Annotated in this window: 12 protein-coding genes and 1 tRNA gene; 9 read left to right on the top strand and 4 right to left on the bottom strand. The window is 54.4% G+C overall.

Translation table 11 applies throughout. From position 1 onward, the window contains the following. Nucleotides 1-40: 40 nt before the first annotated feature. A complete protein-coding gene (locus DKK66_RS10005) occupies nucleotides 41-2,056 on the top strand; it encodes a UvrD-helicase domain-containing protein (RefSeq protein ID WP_045846697.1) in 2,016 nt (671 codons plus the stop codon). Between the two features lie 71 nt (nucleotides 2,057-2,127). Here the strand turns inward: DKK66_RS10005 and DKK66_RS10000 are convergent, their stop codons facing one another. Then, on the bottom strand, nucleotides 2,128-2,868 hold the full coding sequence (locus tag DKK66_RS10000; RefSeq protein ID WP_045846698.1) for a cytochrome c5 family protein: 741 nt from the start codon (nucleotides 2,866-2,868) through the stop codon (nucleotides 2,128-2,130). Nucleotides 2,869-3,008: 140 nt separating this feature from the next. Here DKK66_RS10000 and DKK66_RS09995 point away from each other — a divergent pair. The 8 genes from DKK66_RS09995 (at nucleotide 3,009) to DKK66_RS09955 (ending at nucleotide 13,545) form a co-directional block, all read left to right on the top strand. After that, nucleotides 3,009-3,085, top strand: a tRNA-Arg gene (locus DKK66_RS09995). A 772-nt stretch (nucleotides 3,086-3,857) separates the two neighbouring features. Further along, a complete protein-coding gene (locus DKK66_RS09990; RefSeq protein ID WP_207389867.1) occupies nucleotides 3,858-4,463 on the top strand; it encodes a restriction endonuclease subunit S in 606 nt (201 codons plus the stop codon). 24 nt (nucleotides 4,464-4,487) lie between these two features. Then, nucleotides 4,488-6,011: a type I restriction-modification system subunit M gene (locus DKK66_RS09985; protein ID WP_207389866.1), complete on the top strand. Its 1,524-nt coding sequence runs from the start codon at nucleotides 4,488-4,490 to the stop codon at nucleotides 6,009-6,011. Next, nucleotides 6,001-7,236 (top strand): restriction endonuclease subunit S, encoded by a 1,236-nt coding sequence (locus DKK66_RS09980; RefSeq protein WP_131357642.1) that lies wholly within the window; start codon nucleotides 6,001-6,003, stop codon nucleotides 7,234-7,236. Before DKK66_RS09985 ends, DKK66_RS09980 begins: the two co-directional genes overlap by 11 nt. A 5-nt stretch (nucleotides 7,237-7,241) precedes the next feature. After that, entirely contained in the window at nucleotides 7,242-8,585 is a 1,344-nt protein-coding gene (locus tag DKK66_RS09975) for an AAA family ATPase (protein ID WP_131357639.1), read from the top strand. Continuing rightward, nucleotides 8,569-9,240, top strand: a complete 672-nt coding sequence (locus tag DKK66_RS09970; RefSeq protein ID WP_131357636.1) for a hypothetical protein — start codon at nucleotides 8,569-8,571, stop codon at nucleotides 9,238-9,240. The genes DKK66_RS09975 and DKK66_RS09970 overlap by 17 nt, the downstream gene beginning before the upstream one ends. A 263-nt stretch (nucleotides 9,241-9,503) precedes the next feature. Further along, on the top strand, nucleotides 9,504-12,788 hold the full coding sequence (locus DKK66_RS09960) for a type I restriction endonuclease subunit R (protein WP_131357630.1): 3,285 nt from the start codon (nucleotides 9,504-9,506) through the stop codon (nucleotides 12,786-12,788). Then, the gene (locus DKK66_RS09955; RefSeq protein WP_131357627.1) at nucleotides 12,772-13,545 is read left to right on the top strand and encodes a M48 family metallopeptidase; all 774 of its coding nucleotides are present in this window, start codon (nucleotides 12,772-12,774) and stop codon (nucleotides 13,543-13,545) included. Before DKK66_RS09960 ends, DKK66_RS09955 begins: the two co-directional genes overlap by 17 nt. Before the next feature lie 365 nt (nucleotides 13,546-13,910). On the opposite strand, the gene bfr (DKK66_RS09950) is transcribed toward DKK66_RS09955, so the two are convergent. The 3 genes from bfr (DKK66_RS09950) to DKK66_RS09940 all read right to left on the bottom strand — a co-directional run bounded on the left by bfr (DKK66_RS09950) (nucleotide 13,911) and on the right by DKK66_RS09940 (nucleotide 18,726). After that, nucleotides 13,911-14,384 (bottom strand): bacterioferritin, encoded by a 474-nt coding sequence (bfr, locus tag DKK66_RS09950; protein WP_045846699.1) that lies wholly within the window; start codon nucleotides 14,382-14,384, stop codon nucleotides 13,911-13,913. 8 nt (nucleotides 14,385-14,392) lie between these two features. Further along, nucleotides 14,393-14,863 carry a bacterioferritin gene (gene bfr, locus DKK66_RS09945; protein WP_045846700.1) on the bottom strand — a complete coding sequence of 157 codons (471 nt, stop codon included), beginning with the start codon at nucleotides 14,861-14,863 and terminating at the stop codon, nucleotides 14,393-14,395. Nucleotides 14,864-15,045: 182 nt separating this feature from the next. Further along, entirely contained in the window at nucleotides 15,046-18,726 is a 3,681-nt protein-coding gene (locus DKK66_RS09940; RefSeq protein WP_131357624.1) for a transporter substrate-binding domain-containing protein, read from the bottom strand. Nucleotides 18,727-18,948: the final 222 nt, after the last annotated feature.

The raw sequence follows: 18,948 nt of genomic DNA, 5'->3' as shown, positions 1-18,948 counted from the left end.
GTTTCTGCCAGCGTCTGCCTTCATTGCCGGAATTCCACCCATGGCCGCACCACAGCTTAATCCGCCGCAACGCGAAGCAATCCATCACCTCGACGGTCCCTTGCTGGTACTGGCTGGTGCAGGCTCCGGCAAAACGCGGGTGATTACCTACAAGATCACCCACCTGATCCGCCACGGCAATATCCCGGCACGGCATATCGCTGCCATCACCTTTACCAACAAGGCCGCGCGCGAAATGCTGGAACGGGTGGGCAAGCTGCTCACCGCCCAGGAAATCCGCGGCATTACCGTGTCCACCTTCCACTCGCTTGGCATGCAGATACTGCGCCAGGAAGCCACTCACCTCGGCTACAAGCCACAGTTTTCCATTCTGGATGCCTTCGATGCCGGCAAGATCATCGCTGACATCCTGAAAAGCACGCACAAGGACGAAGTGCGCAAGGTGCAAAGCCAGATATCGCTATGGAAAAACGACCTGAAAGGCCCGGACCAGATGCTGGTTGAGGCAGAAGGCGAATGGGAAAGCATCTGCGCGCGCACCTATCTGGCCTATCAGGACACGCTGACGGCGTATCAGGCGGTGGATTTTGACGATCTCATCCGCCTGCCGGTACAGCTGTTCAAGACCCACCCGGAAGTGCTGCTCAAGTGGCAGGGCAAGCTGCATTACCTGCTGATCGACGAATATCAGGATACCAACACCTGCCAGTACCAGATGGTGAAGCTGCTGGCCGGGGTGCGCGGCCAGTTCACCGCCGTGGGCGATGACGACCAGTCCATCTACGCCTGGCGCGGTGCCAATATGGAAAACCTGCGCCTGCTGCAACAAGACTACCCGCAGCTACGCATCATCAAGCTGGAGCAGAACTACCGTTCCACCGCGCGTATCCTGCGCGCCGCCAACTCGGTAATTTCCAATAACCCCAAGCTGTTTGAAAAGCAGCTGTGGAGCGAACTGGGCCTGGGCGAACCCATCCACGTAGTGCAATGCAAGGACGAAGAACACGAGGCCGAACTGGTGGTGCAACGCTTGCTGGCGCACAAGTTTGAATACCGTACCGAGTTCAAGGACTACGCCATCCTGTACCGTGGCAACTATCAGGCGCGCATTTTTGAACAGGCGTTGCGCAACCAGCGTATTCCCTACCAGATGGCCGGCGGACAAAGCTTCTTCGACAAGCCGGAAATCAAGGACGTACTGGCCTATCTGCGCCTGCTGACCAACCCGGATGACGACCCGGCCTTCATCCGCGCCGTCACCACGCCCAAACGCGGCGTAGGAGCCGGGACACTGGAAAAACTGGGCGGCTGGGCCGGTCAGTGCGGCAAAAGCCTGTTTGCCAGCGCCTTCGAACCGGGTTTCCGGGTACAAGTGCAAAATACCCAGCTGGAACCGCTCAGCCAGTTCTGCGACTTCATCAACCGCCTGCAATACCGTGTCATCCGTGAACCGGCTGGCGAACTGGCCATGGAACTGGTCAAGGCCATCGGCTATGAAGCCTGGCTGTATGACAGCGAGGACAGCCCGCGCATTGCCGAAACCAAATGGAAAAACGTGCTGGAGCTGGTGGCATGGCTGGCCAAGAAGGGCGAGGCCGATGGCAAGAACCTGATCGAGCTGTCACAGACCATCGCCCTGATCACCATGTTGGAAGGCCGCGACGAAGGCGAAGTGGATGCGGTGAAAATGTCCACCCTGCACGCATCCAAGGGGCTGGAGTATCCGTATGTCTTCCTGGTGGGAACTGAAGAAGGCATTCTGCCGCACAGCGAATCGGTGGATAACGGCATGGTGGAAGAAGAACGGCGGCTGATGTACGTGGGCATCACCCGCGCCCAGCGCATGCTCACCCTCTCCTACTGTGTGAAACGCCGCCGTGCGGGCGAATGGCAGTTTGTCGAACCATCACGCTTCATTGCCGAAATCGACGGCAGCGACCTGCGCCACTTTGGCCGCCCCGGTGCCGAACCCATTGTCAGCAAGAGCGAAGGCAAATCGCGGCTGGCCAGCCTTTCGGCCATGCTGGCAGAAAAGACCAAGCCGGCAGATAACTGACCCTCTCTTGTCATCCAGACATAAAAAAACGCGCTGCAAGCAGCGCGTTTTTCATTGGCAGCGTGTTCCGCTTATTTGGCGTTATTCACCATGTATTCGACAGCTGCACGGAATTCCGTATCGCTACCACCGAAACCACCCTTGGGCGGCATGGCGTTCAGGCCCTTGGTAGCAATCTTCACCACTTCGTCCAGACCCACCTTGGTACGCTCAGCCCAGGCAGCCTTGTCGCCAAACTTCGGCGCACCGGCAGCACCACTGCCATGGCAGGCCACGCAAACGCTTTCGTAAATCTTCTTGCCAACCACAGCCGGGTCAGCCGGAGCACCAGCAGCAGCGCCACCAACCGGCGGTTCGGTAAACTTGGCACCACCTGCATTACCCATGTAGGCAACAGCACGTTTTACTTCATCGTCGGTCAGGTCAGCAGCGCCACCCTTGGCCGGCATGGCGTTGAAGCCTTGCAGCGCATGCTGGGTCAGCACATCCCAACCCTTGGCAATACGCGGGCCCCAGGCACCGGCATCACCAAACTTGGGCGAACCAGCCAGGCCCTGGCCGTGACAGGAAATACAAATGGCCTTGAATACCTGCTCGCCGGTACGCATGCCCGGAGGTGCATCGCTGACCTTGGCTTCGCCTACCGGTTTCAGACGAGCGGCAACAGCCTCCTTGGTCATGACCTCGGCATCAACGTTGTAACCACCGGTAGCCAGCTTGGCCAGCAACCAGATTGCCACTACCAGACCAACAACGACGCCAACCAGGACCTTGATAACCTGACCGGGAGCCATTCCGTTCTCATTACTCATTCGAGCCTCGCCTGAAAAAAATGACAATTAAGATGGAGTGGGATTATACGGTAAGCCGCGAAGCAAGGCAAAAACCATACACTGGACTCGGGCATGCCCTTTGCGCTATGATCCGCCCTGCTTTGCAGCAACATCACAGCGCACCCGTAGCTCAGTTGGATAGAGTGTCAGTTTCCGAAGCTGAAGGTCACAGGTTCGATCCCTGTCGGGTGCGCCAATAAAATCAATAATTTATCGCAACACAACTCCACGCAGCAACACTCAAAATACCTCTGGGGGACTTCCTGGGGGACTCTCGGCATTTCCCGACTTACCCCTCATCCGTCACACCTGAAATTCCCCTCGGTCTTCTTTGACGTAGCCATAGCCAGAATCTGCAAATTTTCTTTCGAAGAATGTGTTGTGGCGATGGCAACCAGCGACCAGACCAACCCAGCTATCCACGCCGTGAACTACATCAGAATGACTGGTCAGACTTCCTCAAGCCTCCACAAATCTTTCGATTGCAGCAAACAGACCGCTTTAATGATGGAACTGGGCCTCTTACGCTCACCAGAGTTAGTGAACCGTCAGAGCCAAGATGAAAAGAGATCGACTTCAATAAGGCCTTGTGGACCATTCCACCAAAGCACCACAAGCTGCAGGAAAAACTCAAGAACACCGCCCCGGACACCTAGTGCCGCTCTCCAACCGCACCTTAGCGGTACTGCACCGCATGGCTTGCAACACCAGGGCCAGTGAATTCGACCATCAATCGGCACCTATACAAGCACGATTGTTGCAAAGAAATATAGTGTTGCCCCTCTAGCACCCCAGTGTCGCCTTGGAAACTGATGGCATGGATCAAACTTTTCATGCATAAAGCCACGTTCATATGCGTGGAATTTGTGCAGTAACAAGCAAGAAACAAAGAATTTGACAGACACAACGCAAGCAGCATAAAGTGCATCATCAACAAAGAAACATCTGTGGCTATGCAACTACTACGCATGAAAGACCTTGCCAGAATCTCTGCCGGACACCCCTTCAGAGGGAAAATTATCGAGAGTCGAGGCTCCGGCGTGGTGGCTGTACAGATGAAAGATGCATCAGTACTGGACAATGTGAATTGGGCTGAGTGCATTGAAACCGAACCCACTGGTCACCGGAATGACTATCTGCAAATTGGTGACATCCTGGTTGCTGCGCGTGGCAGTCACAATTACGCGGTACTGATTGACGCGACACTCACAGTAATTGGCAAGCAAGCCATTGCCGCACCGCAGTTTTTCATTGTCCGCGTTGCGAAAAACAAGATACTGCCGGAATACCTGTGCTGGTTTCTCAACCAGCCACCCTGCCAGCGTTACTTTAACCTGAACGCCGAAGGGACCCTGACCAAAGCCATCAAGCGCAGTGCATTGGACGAGATGCCCATTGTCGTACCTTCGATGGCAAGGCAACACACCATCGTTGGCCTAACCCATACCTTGCAGCAAGAGCTGCGTCTGATCGAACAACTACGCCGGAATAACGAGCAAATGCAGGCGGCAATTGCCAATCAGCTAGCCGCCGACCTGCTCCCCAAGCCAGTTACTGCCAAACAATATCGTTAAAAATACGCCATCAAAGGAAGCACCATGACCGACCAAATCAATCAGGACGACATCAACAAAGCGCTATGGGCGGCTTGCGATACCTTCCGCGGCACCATCAGCGCCGATACTTATAAAGATTTCGTGCTCACCATGCTGTTTCTGAAGTACATCAGCGATGTATGGCAGGACCACTACGACGGCTATCAAAAAGAATACGGTGACGAGCCCGAACTGATAGCAGAAATGCTGAAAAACGAACGCTTCGTGTTGCCCCGCGAGGCCAGCTTCTACAAGCTGTACGAACGCCGGCACGAGCCGGGCAATGGCGAGCGTATTGATCAGGCTTTGCACGCGATTGAAGAAGCCAACGGCACCAAGCTCAAGGACGCAGGCAAAAGCGTGTTTCAGGACATCAGCTTCAACACCGACAAGCTGGGTGAAGAAAAGCAGAAAAACACCATTCTGCGTCACCTGCTGGAAGATTTTGCCAAGCCCGAACTCAACCTCAAACCCAGCCTCGTCGGCACGCTCGACATCATCGGCAACGGCTATGAGTTTCTGATCAAGAACTTCGCCGCCAGCGGTGGCCAGAAAGCCGGTGAATTCTATACTCCTCCCGAAGTTTCCGAACTGATCGCCGAGCTGCTCGACCCGCAGCCGGGCGACACCATTTGCGACCCAGCCTGCGGCTCGGCCTCGCTATTGATGAAGTGTGGCCGCAAAGTGGTCAGCAATCACGGCAGCAAAAACTACGCGCTATACGGGCAGGAAGCCATCGGCTCGACCTGGTCGCTGGCCAAGATGAATATGTTTCTGCATGGAGAAGACAACCACAAGATCGAATGGGGCGACACCATCCGCAACCCCAAGCTGCTGGATAAAAACGGCGAGCTGATGCTGTTCGACATCGTCACCGCCAACCCGCCGTTTAGCCTGGAAAAATGGGGGCATGACGAAGCCGAAAACGATAAATACAGCCGCTTCCGCCGTGGCATACCACCCAAAACCAAGGGCGACTACGCCTTTATCCTGCACATGATCGAAACACTGAAACCCGGCAGCGGCCGCATGGGGGTGGTGGTGCCGCATGGCGTGCTGTTCCGTAGCAGCAGCGAGGGCGCCATCCGCCAGAAGCTGATCGAAGAAAACCTGCTCGACGCCGTAATCGGCCTGCCGGAAAAACTGTTCTACGGCACCGGTATTCCGGCGGCGATCCTGATTTTCAGCAAGGAAAAGTCCGACACCAACGTGCTGTTTATCGACGCCAGCCGCGAATGCAAAGCCGGTAAAAACCAGAACCAGCTCACCGAAGACAACATCGCCAAAATCGTCAGCACCTACCGCGAAGGCCAGAGCATTGATAAATACGCCTATCTGGCGAGCTTTGCCGAGATCAAGGATAACGACTTCAACCTCAACATCCCGCGCTACGTCGATACCTTTGAAGAAGAAGAGGAAATCGACCTGTTGGCGGTACGGGCCGAACGCGAGCAGCTGAAAGCGCAATTAAACGCGCTGGAAACCGAGATGGTAAAATATCTGCAGGAGCTGGGTTATGGTGCCTAATGGGTGGGAAAAAAGAAACCTACAAGAATACATCTCGATAAAACACGGTTTTGCATTCAAAAGTGAATACTTCACTGACAGTGGTTCGCTTGTCTTGTTAACGCCCGGAAGTTTTTATGAAGATGGAGGGTTTCGAGATCAAAAATCGAAAACAAAGTATTACTTTGGCGATGTTCCTGATGGTTATTTATTAACTAAAGGCGACATGTTGCTGGCAATGACAGAGCAGGCTGAAGGCTTGCTAGGCAGTGCACTTTTTGTTCCTGAAAATGATAAATATCTTCATAACCAGCGGTTGGGCTTGGTTCAAATATTAAATTCAAGTAAAGTTTGCTTGGAATTTTTGTATTTATTTTTCAATAACCCTTCTTCGCGAAAGCAAATAACAGAACAATCAACGGGAACAAAAGTTAAGCACACATCACCTGATAGATTATGTTCAGTAGTCGGGTTAATTCCACCTATTGATGAACAAAAGAAAATCGCCCAAATCCTCTCTGCTTGGGATCAGGCTATCGCCACCACCGAGCGTCTGCTCGACCTCGCCCGTCAGCAAAAAAAAGCCCTGATGCAACAACTGCTCACTGGCAAAAAACGCTTTCCGGGGCTTGAGGGGGAGTGGAAACTAACCAGTATTGCGCAAATGGGGAGAGTCGTTTCAGGTGGCACACCTGATACTGACAATGAAGACTATTGGAATGGAGAAATTAATTGGCTAACTCCAACCGACGTGACAGCGCTCACGGGGAAATATGTAAAAGAAACGAGTCGAAAAATCACTGCTGCAGGCGTTAAAGATAGCGCAGCCAAATTGCTTCCACCGGGAACGCTATTGATTTGTACCCGAGCAACTATCGGTGCCATGGCAATTTCAACTACTGAGATAACAACAAATCAGGGATTTAAAAATCTCATACCAAACGACAAGCACTGTGTCGAGTTTCTTTACTTCTTGTTTGCTTTTTTCATTCATCAATTCATTAGAAAAGCGTCCGGCTCCACTTTTTTGGAATTATCAAAGCATGACTTCGAAAAAATGGAGTTCTTACTTCCAGAGTTGGTTGAGCAACAAAAAATTGCATCCGTATTGATGGATACTGATCAAGAAATCGAAAGCCTGCAATCCCAGCTCGACGGTCTGAAACAAGAGAAAAAAGCCCTGATGCAAGCCTTGCTCACCGGCAAGCGGCGGGTTAAGGTCGATGCGCAGGCCAACAAGGGGTAAGAAATATGGAAATCAGCAAACTCGCGCTGGAGAACCTCGGCCGTTTTCGCGCCCAGGAGATTGCGCTCGCACCTACGACATCAGTGCCATCCAATGTCACGGTGCTGATCGGCAACAATGGGGCAGGTAAAACCTCGATTCTGAAGTCACTGGCTACCAGTCTGAGCTGGTTTGTGGCAAGGCTGCGTAGCGATAAGGGTGCTGGCAGCCCCATTCCGGAAGAGGTAATTCTGAATGGTGCCGCGTCGGCGGCTGTTCATGTGGCCATTCTTGATCACGGTGTATTTTTTCAATGGACGCTTGCCAGATCACGTCCTGGTAAAAAAGCTGAACACAGCTCGTCCCTGCATGATACGGCCCGTCTGGCTGATAAGTACCGCACCAGTCTGACTGCTGACGAACATGCCAGCCTGCCACTGATTGCCTTTTACCCGGTAGAACGCGTGGTGCTGGATATTCCGCTCAAAATCAAGGAGAAACATTCGTTTTTGCAGTTGGATGGCTATGACAACTCCTTGAATCAGGGTGTCGACTTTCGCCGTTTCTTTGAGTGGTTTCGCGAGCGCGAAGACAGCGAAAACGAAGCAGCAGTTCCTGATGAAGTGCTGGAGCAACTACAGAAAGTGATTGCTCACACCAGGAATGAGGCGATCTGGAAGGAATTGCAGAAAATCAATGCCTCGGCAAAAGACCGGCAATTGACCGCCGTTCGCACTGCCATTGAAATGTTCATGCCAGGCTTTTCCAACCTGAAAGTGCGCCGCAGGCCACGTCTGCATATGTCGATTGATAAAGACGGCGAGACGCTCAATGTCCTCCAGCTGTCGCAGGGTGAAAAATCACTGATGGCACTGGTGGGCGATATTGCCCGCCGCCTGGCGATGATGAATCCGACGCTGGAAAACCCCTTGCATGGCGACGGAATCGTACTGATCGACGAGGTGGACATGCACCTGCATCCGCAATGGGCGCGCACCATCATCGCGCGCTTGACCAGCACTTTCCCGAATTGCCAGTTTGTACTGACCACGCATTCGCCATTGGTCATCAGTGATTGCAAAGATGTGTTGGTATATGCGCTGGACAATGGCGAGCTGACGCCAGTGCCATCGCAGTACGGTCAGGATGCCAATACGGTATTGCTGGATGTGATGCATACCGATATCCGCAATGCAACGATCAACACACGCATCAACGATCTGCGGGATTTGATTGAAGATGGCAGGCTCGATGCGGCGCAAGCCTTGCTGAATGAGTTGCAAGCAGAACTACCCGCTCAGAACCTGGAGCTGGCCAAAGCACGTCTGCTATTGCGCAAAGAGGAGCTGCGCCGTGCGAAAAATAACTAAGGCGCTAGCACCTCCTCCCAGCTTCACTGACTGGGTCCGGCGCAAGCCAGCCGATCAAGATGAAAACCAATGGTTCGAAGCACTTTACCAACAGCAGCAATGGGGTATTGTTTCCGACCTGAGCCACTGTAATGCGCACGAGCAATTTTATCTGTGCGCTTATTGTTGTGATCGCATCACGGGGGATAGTGCAGACACCGTGAACGAGCATGTTGAAGCCAGAAAACTCAATCGGCGAAGAAGTCTGGATCACCTCAATATTGTTGCTAGCTGTAAGACAAAGAAGCAATGTGATGCCGCTCATGGCTCCCAACCATTGCCGCTTACTCCGCTGATGTCCGAGTGCGAAACCGAGCTGCGCTTCAAGCTGAGTGGTCGGGTGGAAGGCCTATCAGACCGCGCTCGCGAAGCCATCAGAGTGCTGAATCTCGGTGATACAGAGCAAAACAACAAAGCCCTGATTGAAAAGCGCAAACAGCTAGTAGATGGCCTGATCTGGGCCAATTATGGCGACGATCCTGATCAGCTCCAGCTTGAAGAAGATGCAGAGCTGATCCGCATGTTGATAGATGATCTGGCCCGGCCTCAAAACGGCAAGCTGGAGCCGTTTGCACCTGTTCTTAGCAATATTTTGCGTGGCCGCCTTGCGGCATAACATCAACGTTGAAGTTTCAGTTGCTCGGTAAAGCCGAACAACTGACCTCCGTGGTAAATGCGAGTGACTTGCCCTTCAAATACAGGTGACCTCTGCCCAAATACAGGTGACTTCGCTGCAAATACGAGTGACCTCTTCGCAAATACGAGTGACCTCTTCGCAAATACGAGTGACCTCTTCGCAAATACAGGTGAGTTCATCGCCGGATCGAGCAAGCCGCTATCAATGACGGGCCTAGTACATGCACACAAAGGAATGATGGGATGAATCCCTCTCCAAAATTTCAAGAAGAATACAGCGCAAAAATCCCCGCACTAGCGCTACTCACCAACCTTGGCTGGACTTTCCTGCCACCGGATCAGGCTTTGGCCAAGCGTGGTAACAAGTACGATGAAGTGGTGTTGCGTGACGAGCTACGGCAGGTCCTACAAACACGCCGCTTTCGCTTCGAGGGGCGTGAACAGGCTTTGTCGGATAAAGCGGTTGATAAGCTGATCGCCGAGGTGTGCAGCCCGGCGCTGAATGAAGGCCTGGCGCTGGCCAATGAAAAGCTCTACAACCACATGCTGTACGGCATTTCGGTGACCGAGTTCGTCGATGGTAAAAAGGCCAACCCGACCATTGCGCTGATCGATTGGGAAACGCCAGAGAACAACAGCTTCCTGTTTACCGAGGAATACAGCGTAACGCGGACGGGCGGCATTGATAGCCGTCGCCCTGATATCGTCTGCTTTGTGAATGGCATTCCGCTGGTGGTGATCGAGGCCAAGCGCCCCGATGGTAATGCCAAAAATGGCCCAACCATTGCCGAGGGAATTTCGCAATCACTGCGCAACCAGCGCTTTGATGAAATCCCGCGCCTGTTTGCCTATGCCCAGCTGATTTTATCCATCAACGGCACCGATGGCCGCTATGGCACCTGCGGCACGCCAGAGAAATTTTTCGCTGCATGGCGCGAAGAGGATATCTCTGATGCCGAAATGTATGCGATCAAGAACAAACCACTTAACCCGCTACAGACCAACACCCTGTTTGATCACCGCCAGGCGAAGGATCTGGCTTGGTATCAATCGCTGCTGTCTGCCGGTGAACTGGCGGTAACCGGACAGGACAAGTTGCTGATCAGTCTGCTTGGGCCAGCCCGCCTGCTGGAGATGGTGCGTTACTTTACGCTGTACGATAAAAAAGTCGGCAAGATCGTGGCCCGCTATCAGCAGGTGTTTGGCATCAAGAGCTTGATTGCCCGTATCAATACCCGCCGCGCTGACGGTGGACGTGAAGGCGGCGTGATCTGGCATACCACGGGTTCGGGCAAGTCGTTCACGATGGTGTTCCTGAGCAAGGCGCTGATCCTGCATGCTTCGCTCAAGCAATGCCGCATTGTGGTGGTGACTGACCGGGTAGACCTGGAAGGCCAGCTCTCCAAAACCTTTGCTTCTGGCGGAGAGCTTTCCGGCAAGAAAGACAAGGAAGCTGCGCTGGCTACCTCTGGCAAGCGGCTGGCAGAGCAGATTGGCAGTGGTACCGAACGCATCATTTTCACCTTGGTCCAGAAATTCAATACCGCAACCAAGCTGCCGGAGTGTGTGAATACCAGCCCCGACATCATTGTGCTGATTGATGAAGGCCACCGCAGCCAGGGCGGCGAGAGCAATATCCGCATGAAGCTGGCCATGCCCAATGCCGCCTTCGTGGCCTTTACCGGCACGCCGCTGCTGAAGGACGACAAGACCACCAGCAAATTTGGCCCGATTGTGCATGCCTATACCATGCAGCGTGCAGTGGAAGACAAAGCGGTCACCCCATTGCTGTACGAAGAGCGCATTCCTGATCTGGATATCAACGACAGAGCGATTGATGCCGGTTTTTCCCGCATTACCACCAAACTGACAGAAGATCAGAAGGCAGACCTGAAACGTAAATACGCCAAACGCGGTGAGCTTTATCGCGCAGATGATCGTATTCAGCTGATTGCCCGTGATATAGCCGAGCACTTCGACAAGAACATCTCTGCCGGCCTGAAAGGCCAGCTGGCATGCGACAGTAAAGCATCAGCCATCAAGTACAAGAAATACCTTGATGAAGCTGGGCTGTTTGAATCGGCCGTGGTGATCAGCGCACCAGATACCCGCGAGGGTAATTCGGAAGTGGATGAGGCGTCGATCCCGGAGGTAACTCAGTGGTGGAAAGACAATGTCGGCTCGCAAGACGAGCAGGCCTACACCAGACAGGTCATCGAGCGTTTCGACAAGGATGAAGCACTGAAGCTGCTGATTGTGGTGGACAAACTGCTGACCGGTTTTGATGAGCCGAAAAACACTGTGCTGTATATCGATAAGCCGCTGAAAGAGCACAACCTGATTCAGGCCATTGCTCGCGTGAACCGGCTGCATCCGCTGAAAAAATTCGGCTTGCTGATCGACTATCGCGGCATTCTGGCCGAGCTGGATACCACCATTGCCAAGTATCAGGACTTGGCCTCGCGCACTCAGGGCGGCTACGACATCAACGATATCGCAGGCCTCTATAACCAGATGAGCACCGAATACAAACGCCTGCCGCGCTTATACAAACAGTTGTGGGCAATCTTTGATGGTGTCAAAAACAAGAACGACATCGAACAACTGCGCCAGGTACTGATTCCGAAAACCGAAGAGCGCAACGGCGAGCTGGTTGATGTGAACCAGAAGGTGCGTGATGACTTTTACGAAGCGCTGAGCGAGTTCTCCGGCTGCCTGAAAGTGGCACTGCAGTCTGCGACCTTCTTTGAGGACACCAGTTTTAGCGACGCAGATCGCCAGCATTACAAAGAAACGGTGAAGCAGTTCTCCAGCCTGCGCCAATTGGTAAAGCAAGATTCAGGCGAAACCATCAACTACGACGACTACGCCGCCCAGGTAAAAAAATTGCTGGATAAGCACGTGGTCGGTGTTGACGTACGTGAACCGGGCGGCACCTATGAAGTCGGCAAGATGGGCAGTAAAGCCAAACCGGAAGACTGGCCAGAAGAGAAAACCCGCAACGAAACCGATATCATCAAAACCCGTGTCGCCAAGATGATTGAGCAGGAGTTGCGTGATGATCCGTATGCGCAAGAGGCTTTCTCCAAGCTGCTGCGTGACGCGATTGCCGAGGCTGAAAAGCTGTTCGATCACCCGCTCAAGCAATTCTTGTTATTCCACGAGTTTGAACAAAAAGTGCAGCAACGCCAGCTGGATGAGCTACCGGATGCATTCAATGGCAACCGTCATGCACAAGCCTATTTCGGCATTTTCAAGAAGACACTGCCCGAGGTCTTCGCTATCAGCGATGCGCAGGTGATGGGCAAATGGGTGAAGCTGGCTTTTGACATCGACCAACTGGTTGAGACAGTGGTTGGCGAGCATTCGATCAACCCGCAAAACATCGAGGCGAACATCCGCAAGCAATTGCTGCCACGCTTGTTCAAAGAGTGCAAAGCCATTGGAGCAGGTATGGATCAGGCCAAGGCGATGGTGGAATGGGTGGTGCAGATTACCCGGGTTGGCCTCAATGCTGCTGGGGTTTGAGGTGAACGTTGCAATAAAACCAAAGCCAAGCAAAACGAAACTGTCATTCAACTATGCAGACGAGCAGATTCACTTCGAACGGCTACCGCGCACAGAGAGCAGCAGCAAAATCCTGATCAAGGTGCTGCCGGATTGTCGTGTGCAAATCAGCGCACCAGAATCAGCAAGTGATGAGCAAGTCATCGCAGCGGCTAAACAGCGTAGTCGCTGGATTTATCAGCAAATTCGCGAGTTCCGCTCACGCCTGGAGCATGTGCGTCCACGACAGTACATCAGCGGTGAAAGCCACTTTTACCTGGGCAAGCAGTACGTCCTGAAGGTCATCGAAAGCCCCTCAGACAAGCCAGCAGTAAAACTGCTGCGAGGCAAGATCGAAGTCACGGTACGTGAAAAGTCGGCAGAGAAGATCAGCGCCTTGCTTGTTGATTGGTACAACACACGTGCCAAAGAAGTCTTTGCCCGTAGACTGGAAGCCATGCTGGAACAAGCCCTATGGGTAAGCGAAAAGCCACCACTGCGAGTCCTAAGCATGCAAACCCAATGGGGTAGTTGCTCCCCTGCTGGGCGCTTAACGCTCAATCCTCACCTGGTCAAAGCGCCAAGAGATTGTATTGATTACGTCATCCTGCACGAGCTATGCCACCTCGCCGAACACAACCACAGTGAGCGCTTCTACCGGCTCATGGGACAAGTGATGCCTAGCTGGGAAAAGGTAAAGGAACGGCTGGATTACATGGCTAACTTTATAATTTATTAGATAGCCTCAGAAAAACATCCTACTGCCAGCATACCCAACAACCATAAATACATGAACACAATGTTCATCTACCCCCAGGGTAGTAGTTTCGGTCGACTACAAACTGGTCTGCCCCATCTCATCGATCCATGTCCTTTGTCGGGGCTACGCCTTGGCATGGCCTGGGCAATCCACCTTCTCCGCAGCAACCAAAGGACGTGTGGCTGCGTGGGACAGGTATGGGCGTGTATCGAGCAAAGGCCCTGGGTGAGCCACTAATGCAAATGCGCTAAGGATGCGGAACGTCGAATGCGTTACAGTAAAACAGCCAGCGTGCGTTTGCAGGCTGGCTGGGGTTACAGCGTAGACATCTATAAAGATATGGGTCAGGACTGGATCTGGCTTTGCAGGTAGTTGGCCAGGCTGACATCCCGGATCAGGCTGAGCTGGGTTTCCAGCCAGTCTATGGTTTCTTCGCAGTGTTCCAGCAGTTCTTGCAGCAGTTCGCGGCTGACGTAGTCCTGCTTCTGTTCGCAATGGGCGATGCCCTCTACCAGCAAGGGGCGCTGTACTTCGAGTTCATAGCGCAAGTCGCTGCGCAGGCACTCTTCCACGTTTTCGCCGATATGCAATTTGCCCAGGTCTTGCAGATTGGGCAGGCCTTCCAGAAACAGGATGCGCTCGATCAGTTCATCCGCTTCCTTCATCACGCGGATGGATTGCTTGTACTGGTAGTCGTTCAGCCTCTCCAGGCCCCAGTTACGGAACATGCGGGCGTGCAGGAAATACTGGTTGATGGCGGTCAGTTCGTTGCGCAAGACGTGGTTGAGCAGCTTGATGACGGATTTGTCTGCTTTCATGGGTGTCCTTACGCCATCTGGCTTTGCAGGTAGTTGGGCAGGCCGGTCAGGTCAATCAGTCGCAGCTGTTTTTCCAGGAAATAGGCGTGGTCCATTTCGGTGTCATCCAGTTGCAGTACCAGCATTTCACGGCTGACAAAGTCTTCTGCCTGTTCACACTGGGCAATGCCTTGCTTCAAGGCAGCAGTGACCTTGTACTCCAGTGCAAGGTCTGCCTTGAGCATGTCGGGAACAGTCTTGCCGATGTGCAGTGCTTCGCGCTTGCTCAGGTCGGGCTTGCCTTCCAGAAACAGGATGCGCTGGATGATGGCCTGCGCGTGTTCGCGCTCGTGGGCGGATTCGTGCAATGCCTTTTCCGCCAGTTTGCCAAGGCCCATGTCGGCATACATTTCACCATGCAGCAAGTACTGGTCGACCGCGGTGAGCTCTCCAGCCAGCAGCGTGTTGAGCAAATCAATAATGGCTTGTTTGCCTTGCATAAGGGAATTCCTTCCGTCGGTGATATACAGCTGTGCCCAGGCCACGGCCTTAAGCACATGAACATCACGGATTGTAACGGGTATATCAGCTTGCCGGATGGTGTCCGTGCAAGGTTCTGAAGTCATCAGTCTAGTACCATGCCGCGGTCAATGCACGACAGGTGCAACAGTCCTGTTCTGGCTCAGGATGAAGAACCCTGATTGGCCTGTGCCGAACTGAGCGCTTGCAGTTGCTTGTCTAGTACCGCCTGCAAATCATCCACCGCGGCATACAGGGCTTGCACCTGTGGCAGGGCTTCGCTGATGTCTTCATGCGCGTGGCAATAGGCTTCCAGCGCCTGACAGCTGTTGATCACCTGGCTGGCACTGATGATGCGGGCGGCTCCCTTGATCTGGTGTGCCTGGCGGGCCACCCCCGGGCTGTTGCCCAGCAGTACGAGGGATCTGAGCGCCTCGGTGTCATCCTGCAAGCCTTGCCGCAGATGCGACAGCAACTGATGGAGCTGCTCGTCTTCCATGAACTCCAGTTCATTCAGGCTGTAACTGACGGCGGGGATGCTTTCTTCCAGTTCCAGCCGGTCTTTCATGTGATGCTGCAGGCAGACGCGCAGGCCGGAGAGGCTGACGGGTTTGAACAGGCAGTCGTCCATACCGGCAGCCAGACAGCGTGCCTTTTCGTCCGGCAGGGCATTGGCGGTGAAGCCCAGCAACAACACAGGCGGGCGTTGCTCCTGTTCTTCTTGCTGCCGGATCGCCTGTGCCAGCTGATAGCCATTCATTTCCGGCATGTTGCAGTCGGTAAATACCACGTGGAACTGCCCCTGCTGCCACAGCATCAGGCCTTCGCGGCCGTGGGTGGCCGTGCTGGTCTGGTGTCCCAGATAGCGCAGTTGCTGGGCCAACAGCAGCCGGTTTGCCGCATTGTCGTCCACCACCAGGATGCGCAAGGCCAGTTCATCGGCCAGCCCGTTGCTGCCCGGGGTCTGACTGGCCGGCGCAGGCGGGACATAGGCCTGTTCCGACAGCGGCAACCTGAGTTCGATATCCAGCCGGGTGCCGTCATACAGGCGACTGCTGAGGTTGAGCGAGCCTTGCATCATTTCACACAGGGTGCGGCTGATCACCAGCCCCAGGCCCGTCCCGCTGTGTACATTGCGTGCCGTGCCACGTGCCTGGCCAAACGGCATGAACAGGCGCTGCTGGTCTTCTTCGGAAATGCCGATACCGGTATCGGTGACGCGGATGTGCACCAGCAACTGCTGATCGGGCAGCAGGCTTTGGCGGACCCGGACATTGACGCTGCCCTGGGTGGTGAACTTGATGGCATTGCTGAGCAGATTGGACAGGATCTGCTTGAAGCGCAGCGGGTCGAGCATGACCTGCCACTGTGCCGGGTCTGGCGGCTCCACATCCAGAAACAGTCCCAGCTGCTTTTGCCGCGCCAGTCCGTCAAAAACGCGCACCACGGACTGGGACAGCTCCAGCAGGTTGCAAGGCTCCGGGTTCAGGCTGAGATGACCGGATTCGATGCGCACGATATCCAGAATGTCGCCAATCAGCCCCAACAGCCCCTGTGCCGAGTCATACGCCACCTGCAAGGACGGCCGGTCGACCATGCCGTGTTCGGCCTGACGCAAGGCCAGCTCCAGCATGCCGATGACGGCGCTCATCGGCGTGCGGATTTCATGGCTCATGGTGGCCAGGAAGGTGGTCTTGGCCTGGCTGGCCTTGTCGGCCTGATCCTTGGCGGCTTGCAGTTCTTCAATCAGCCGGCGCCGTTCGCTGATGTCAATCCAGCCGCATATCACGCCGCGAATCACCCCTTCGGTATCGCGGAACGGCTGGATCCAGTGAAAGGCAGAGACATGCTGCTTGTTCAGCATGACCTCCCGGTCCCGCTGGATGGGTACACCGTATTCGATGGCCAGCTGGTAATCCTGGGCCAGTGTGGTGCGGGTCTTGTCATCAATGTCGATGAGGCCGCCAATATTGTCGCGATGGCTCATGGCCTCTTCACGCGTCAGCGCCAGCGCCTGCAAATAATGCTCGTTGCAGCTGATGAGCAAGCCCTTTCGGTCCAGCACATAAACCGGATAAGGGGTGACATCGATCAGCGTGGTCATGAAGTTGAGTTGGTCGTTAAGGGCTTTTTCGGCGGTTTGCCGCTTGACGATCTGCTTGCGCAAACGGCTGTTCCAGGCCAGGGACACCAGCAACAGGATGCTGGCTACTCCGATCACCAGATAGATCAGCCCCAGGCTGTAGTCATACCAGCTTTGGTTGCTGGCCCCTACATTGGTGCGCCAGCGTTCGTTGAACAGATTGTCCAGGCTTTCCGGCCCGATGCTGAACAAGGCCTTGTTGATGATGTCGCGCAGCATCGGCTCGTCTGCCTGCACGGCTAGCGTCAGCGCATTGGTGGGCAGGCCGGTGATATTGACCTCGCGCAGCTTGCCGTTGAACAGCAAGGGCAGGTAGTAACGGCTGTTCATGGTGGCCACCAGCGCCATGTCGGCCTTGCCGTTTTCCACCAAGTCGAATGCCGATACCGGGTTATTCACCTCCTTGAAAATGGCACCGGGCAGTACCTTGCCCCAGCCCATGGCTTCCACCAGGCCGCGATTGACCGCAATCACCTTGTTGTGCAGGTCTTCCACACTGCGTGGCGCATCGGCATTGTTGCGAATGACCAGATTGTAGGAAAGATAGGTCACCGGATCAGACAGCAGCAGGCCCGACTTGTGTTCACCACCAATGCGCACTGGCGTGACCGCAAGGTCAACCTGCTTGTAGCGCATCATTTCCATGGTGTTTTCCAGCGAGTGCGACTTCTTCACTTCCAGTCGCACCCCGATGCGAGGCGCAATCAGCTCCAGCAGCTCGGCGGTGGCACCCCGCCATTCGCCTTGGTCATCAAAAAAGGAAATCGGTGCCAGTGTATGGCTGGCCGCAATTCGCAGCACAGGGTGCTGTTTGAGCCATTCCCGCTCCGCCGGCGTGAAGTTGATGGGGAAGGCATAGGGCTGCAAGAACATGGCGCCGCCACTCCAGCGCTGCATCAATTGCAACTGCTGGGCCTGGCCCAACTGTCCTAGCGCTTTGTTGACCGCCGTTTGCAAGGGCCCACTGCCACCTGGCATGGCAAAGGACCAGTTACTGTCCCAGCGCGCACGGCGAATGATGCGCAGGTCATCCACCAGATTCTGATTGGCTTCGTAATTGATGGCGGTGGCGTCGCCCATGAACAGGTCAATCTGGTGGGCTTGCAAGGCAGCCAAGCCTTTGGCTACCGACTCGAAATAACTGATATCCGCCTCAGGGTAGACCTCCCTGGCCAGCGCAGGGGAATGGTAGAGATGACGCATGCCAATGCGCACCTTGTGCGGATTGGGTTCCTCAAACCCCACCAGCACAGGCATGTCGCGCAGATAGGGCTTGCTCAGCTGCAACTTGTTGAGTTGCAGTTCGAAGGGCGTGACCGCACTGAGCAAATCAATCTCACCGCGCATCACTGCTTCCATGGCCAGTTGACGGCTGGCATAGCTCACCACAACGGGCTTTACTTTCAGCGTCTGGCCCAGATAGCCAAGCACATCGGCACTCACGCCCTGAAAGGTGCCGCTCATATTGCTGATGTCAAAGGGCGGCAAATCGCGGGCAACACCAAGACGCAGCACTTGCTTGTCATGCAGCCACTTGCTTTCCTCCGGCGTCAGCTCCAGCAGCCCTGGCACATTGAGTGGCTGAGCCAGCAAGGTGAGTGGCTGCGGAGCAGTAGTCGGTGCAGCAAGCGAGGTTGCCGCCATGCCGGGCATGGCCTGCAAACAACAGCAGATGACGAAGCAGCGAAACAAGAAGTGCATGGCATTCCCACTGTTCAGTATTCGATGTGCCGGCCTCCGGTCACTCGTCCAGAAGCAAGGCGAGCCAGGCAGGGTGTGGCAGCTACCATCGAATGCATGAGCCAATACCACCCAGCCAGAGGGTACGTTGGCATTTGTCTTTTTCTAGCAAACTACTTCTGAACAGTATTGGGGAAATTTCTCAAAAATACTAAGTAATACTTAGGACTAGTAGACGAGAAT

Source organism: Aquitalea sp. USM4 (assembly GCF_004328945.1).
In the GTDB taxonomy this organism is placed as follows: Bacteria; Pseudomonadota; Gammaproteobacteria; order Burkholderiales; family Chromobacteriaceae; genus Aquitalea; species Aquitalea pelogenes.
This window is presented reverse-complemented; position numbering and strand designations above follow the sequence as displayed.

Bases quoted from the DNA above. Each gene is read 5' to 3' on its own strand.
- bfr (WP_045846700.1), bottom strand. From the start codon at position 14,863: ATGCAAGGCAAACAAGCCATTATTGATTTGCTCAACACGCTGCTGGCT.
- DKK66_RS09990 (WP_207389867.1), top strand. From the start codon at position 3,858: ATGAAAGACCTTGCCAGAATCTCTGCCGGACACCCCTTCAGAGGGAAA.
- bfr (WP_045846699.1), bottom strand. From the start codon at position 14,384: ATGAAAGCAGACAAATCCGTCATCAAGCTGCTCAACCACGTCTTGCGC.
- DKK66_RS10005 (WP_045846697.1), top strand. From the start codon at position 41: ATGGCCGCACCACAGCTTAATCCGCCGCAACGCGAAGCAATCCATCAC.
- DKK66_RS09940 (WP_131357624.1), bottom strand. From the start codon at position 18,726: ATGCACTTCTTGTTTCGCTGCTTCGTCATCTGCTGTTGTTTGCAGGCC.
- DKK66_RS09980 (WP_131357642.1), top strand. From the start codon at position 6,001: ATGGTGCCTAATGGGTGGGAAAAAAGAAACCTACAAGAATACATCTCG.
- DKK66_RS09985 (WP_207389866.1), top strand. From the start codon at position 4,488: ATGACCGACCAAATCAATCAGGACGACATCAACAAAGCGCTATGGGCG.
- DKK66_RS09975 (WP_131357639.1), top strand. From the start codon at position 7,242: ATGGAAATCAGCAAACTCGCGCTGGAGAACCTCGGCCGTTTTCGCGCC.
- DKK66_RS09955 (WP_131357627.1), top strand. From the start codon at position 12,772: ATGCTGCTGGGGTTTGAGGTGAACGTTGCAATAAAACCAAAGCCAAGC.
- DKK66_RS09960 (WP_131357630.1), top strand. From the start codon at position 9,504: ATGAATCCCTCTCCAAAATTTCAAGAAGAATACAGCGCAAAAATCCCC.
- DKK66_RS10000 (WP_045846698.1), bottom strand. From the start codon at position 2,868: ATGAGTAATGAGAACGGAATGGCTCCCGGTCAGGTTATCAAGGTCCTG.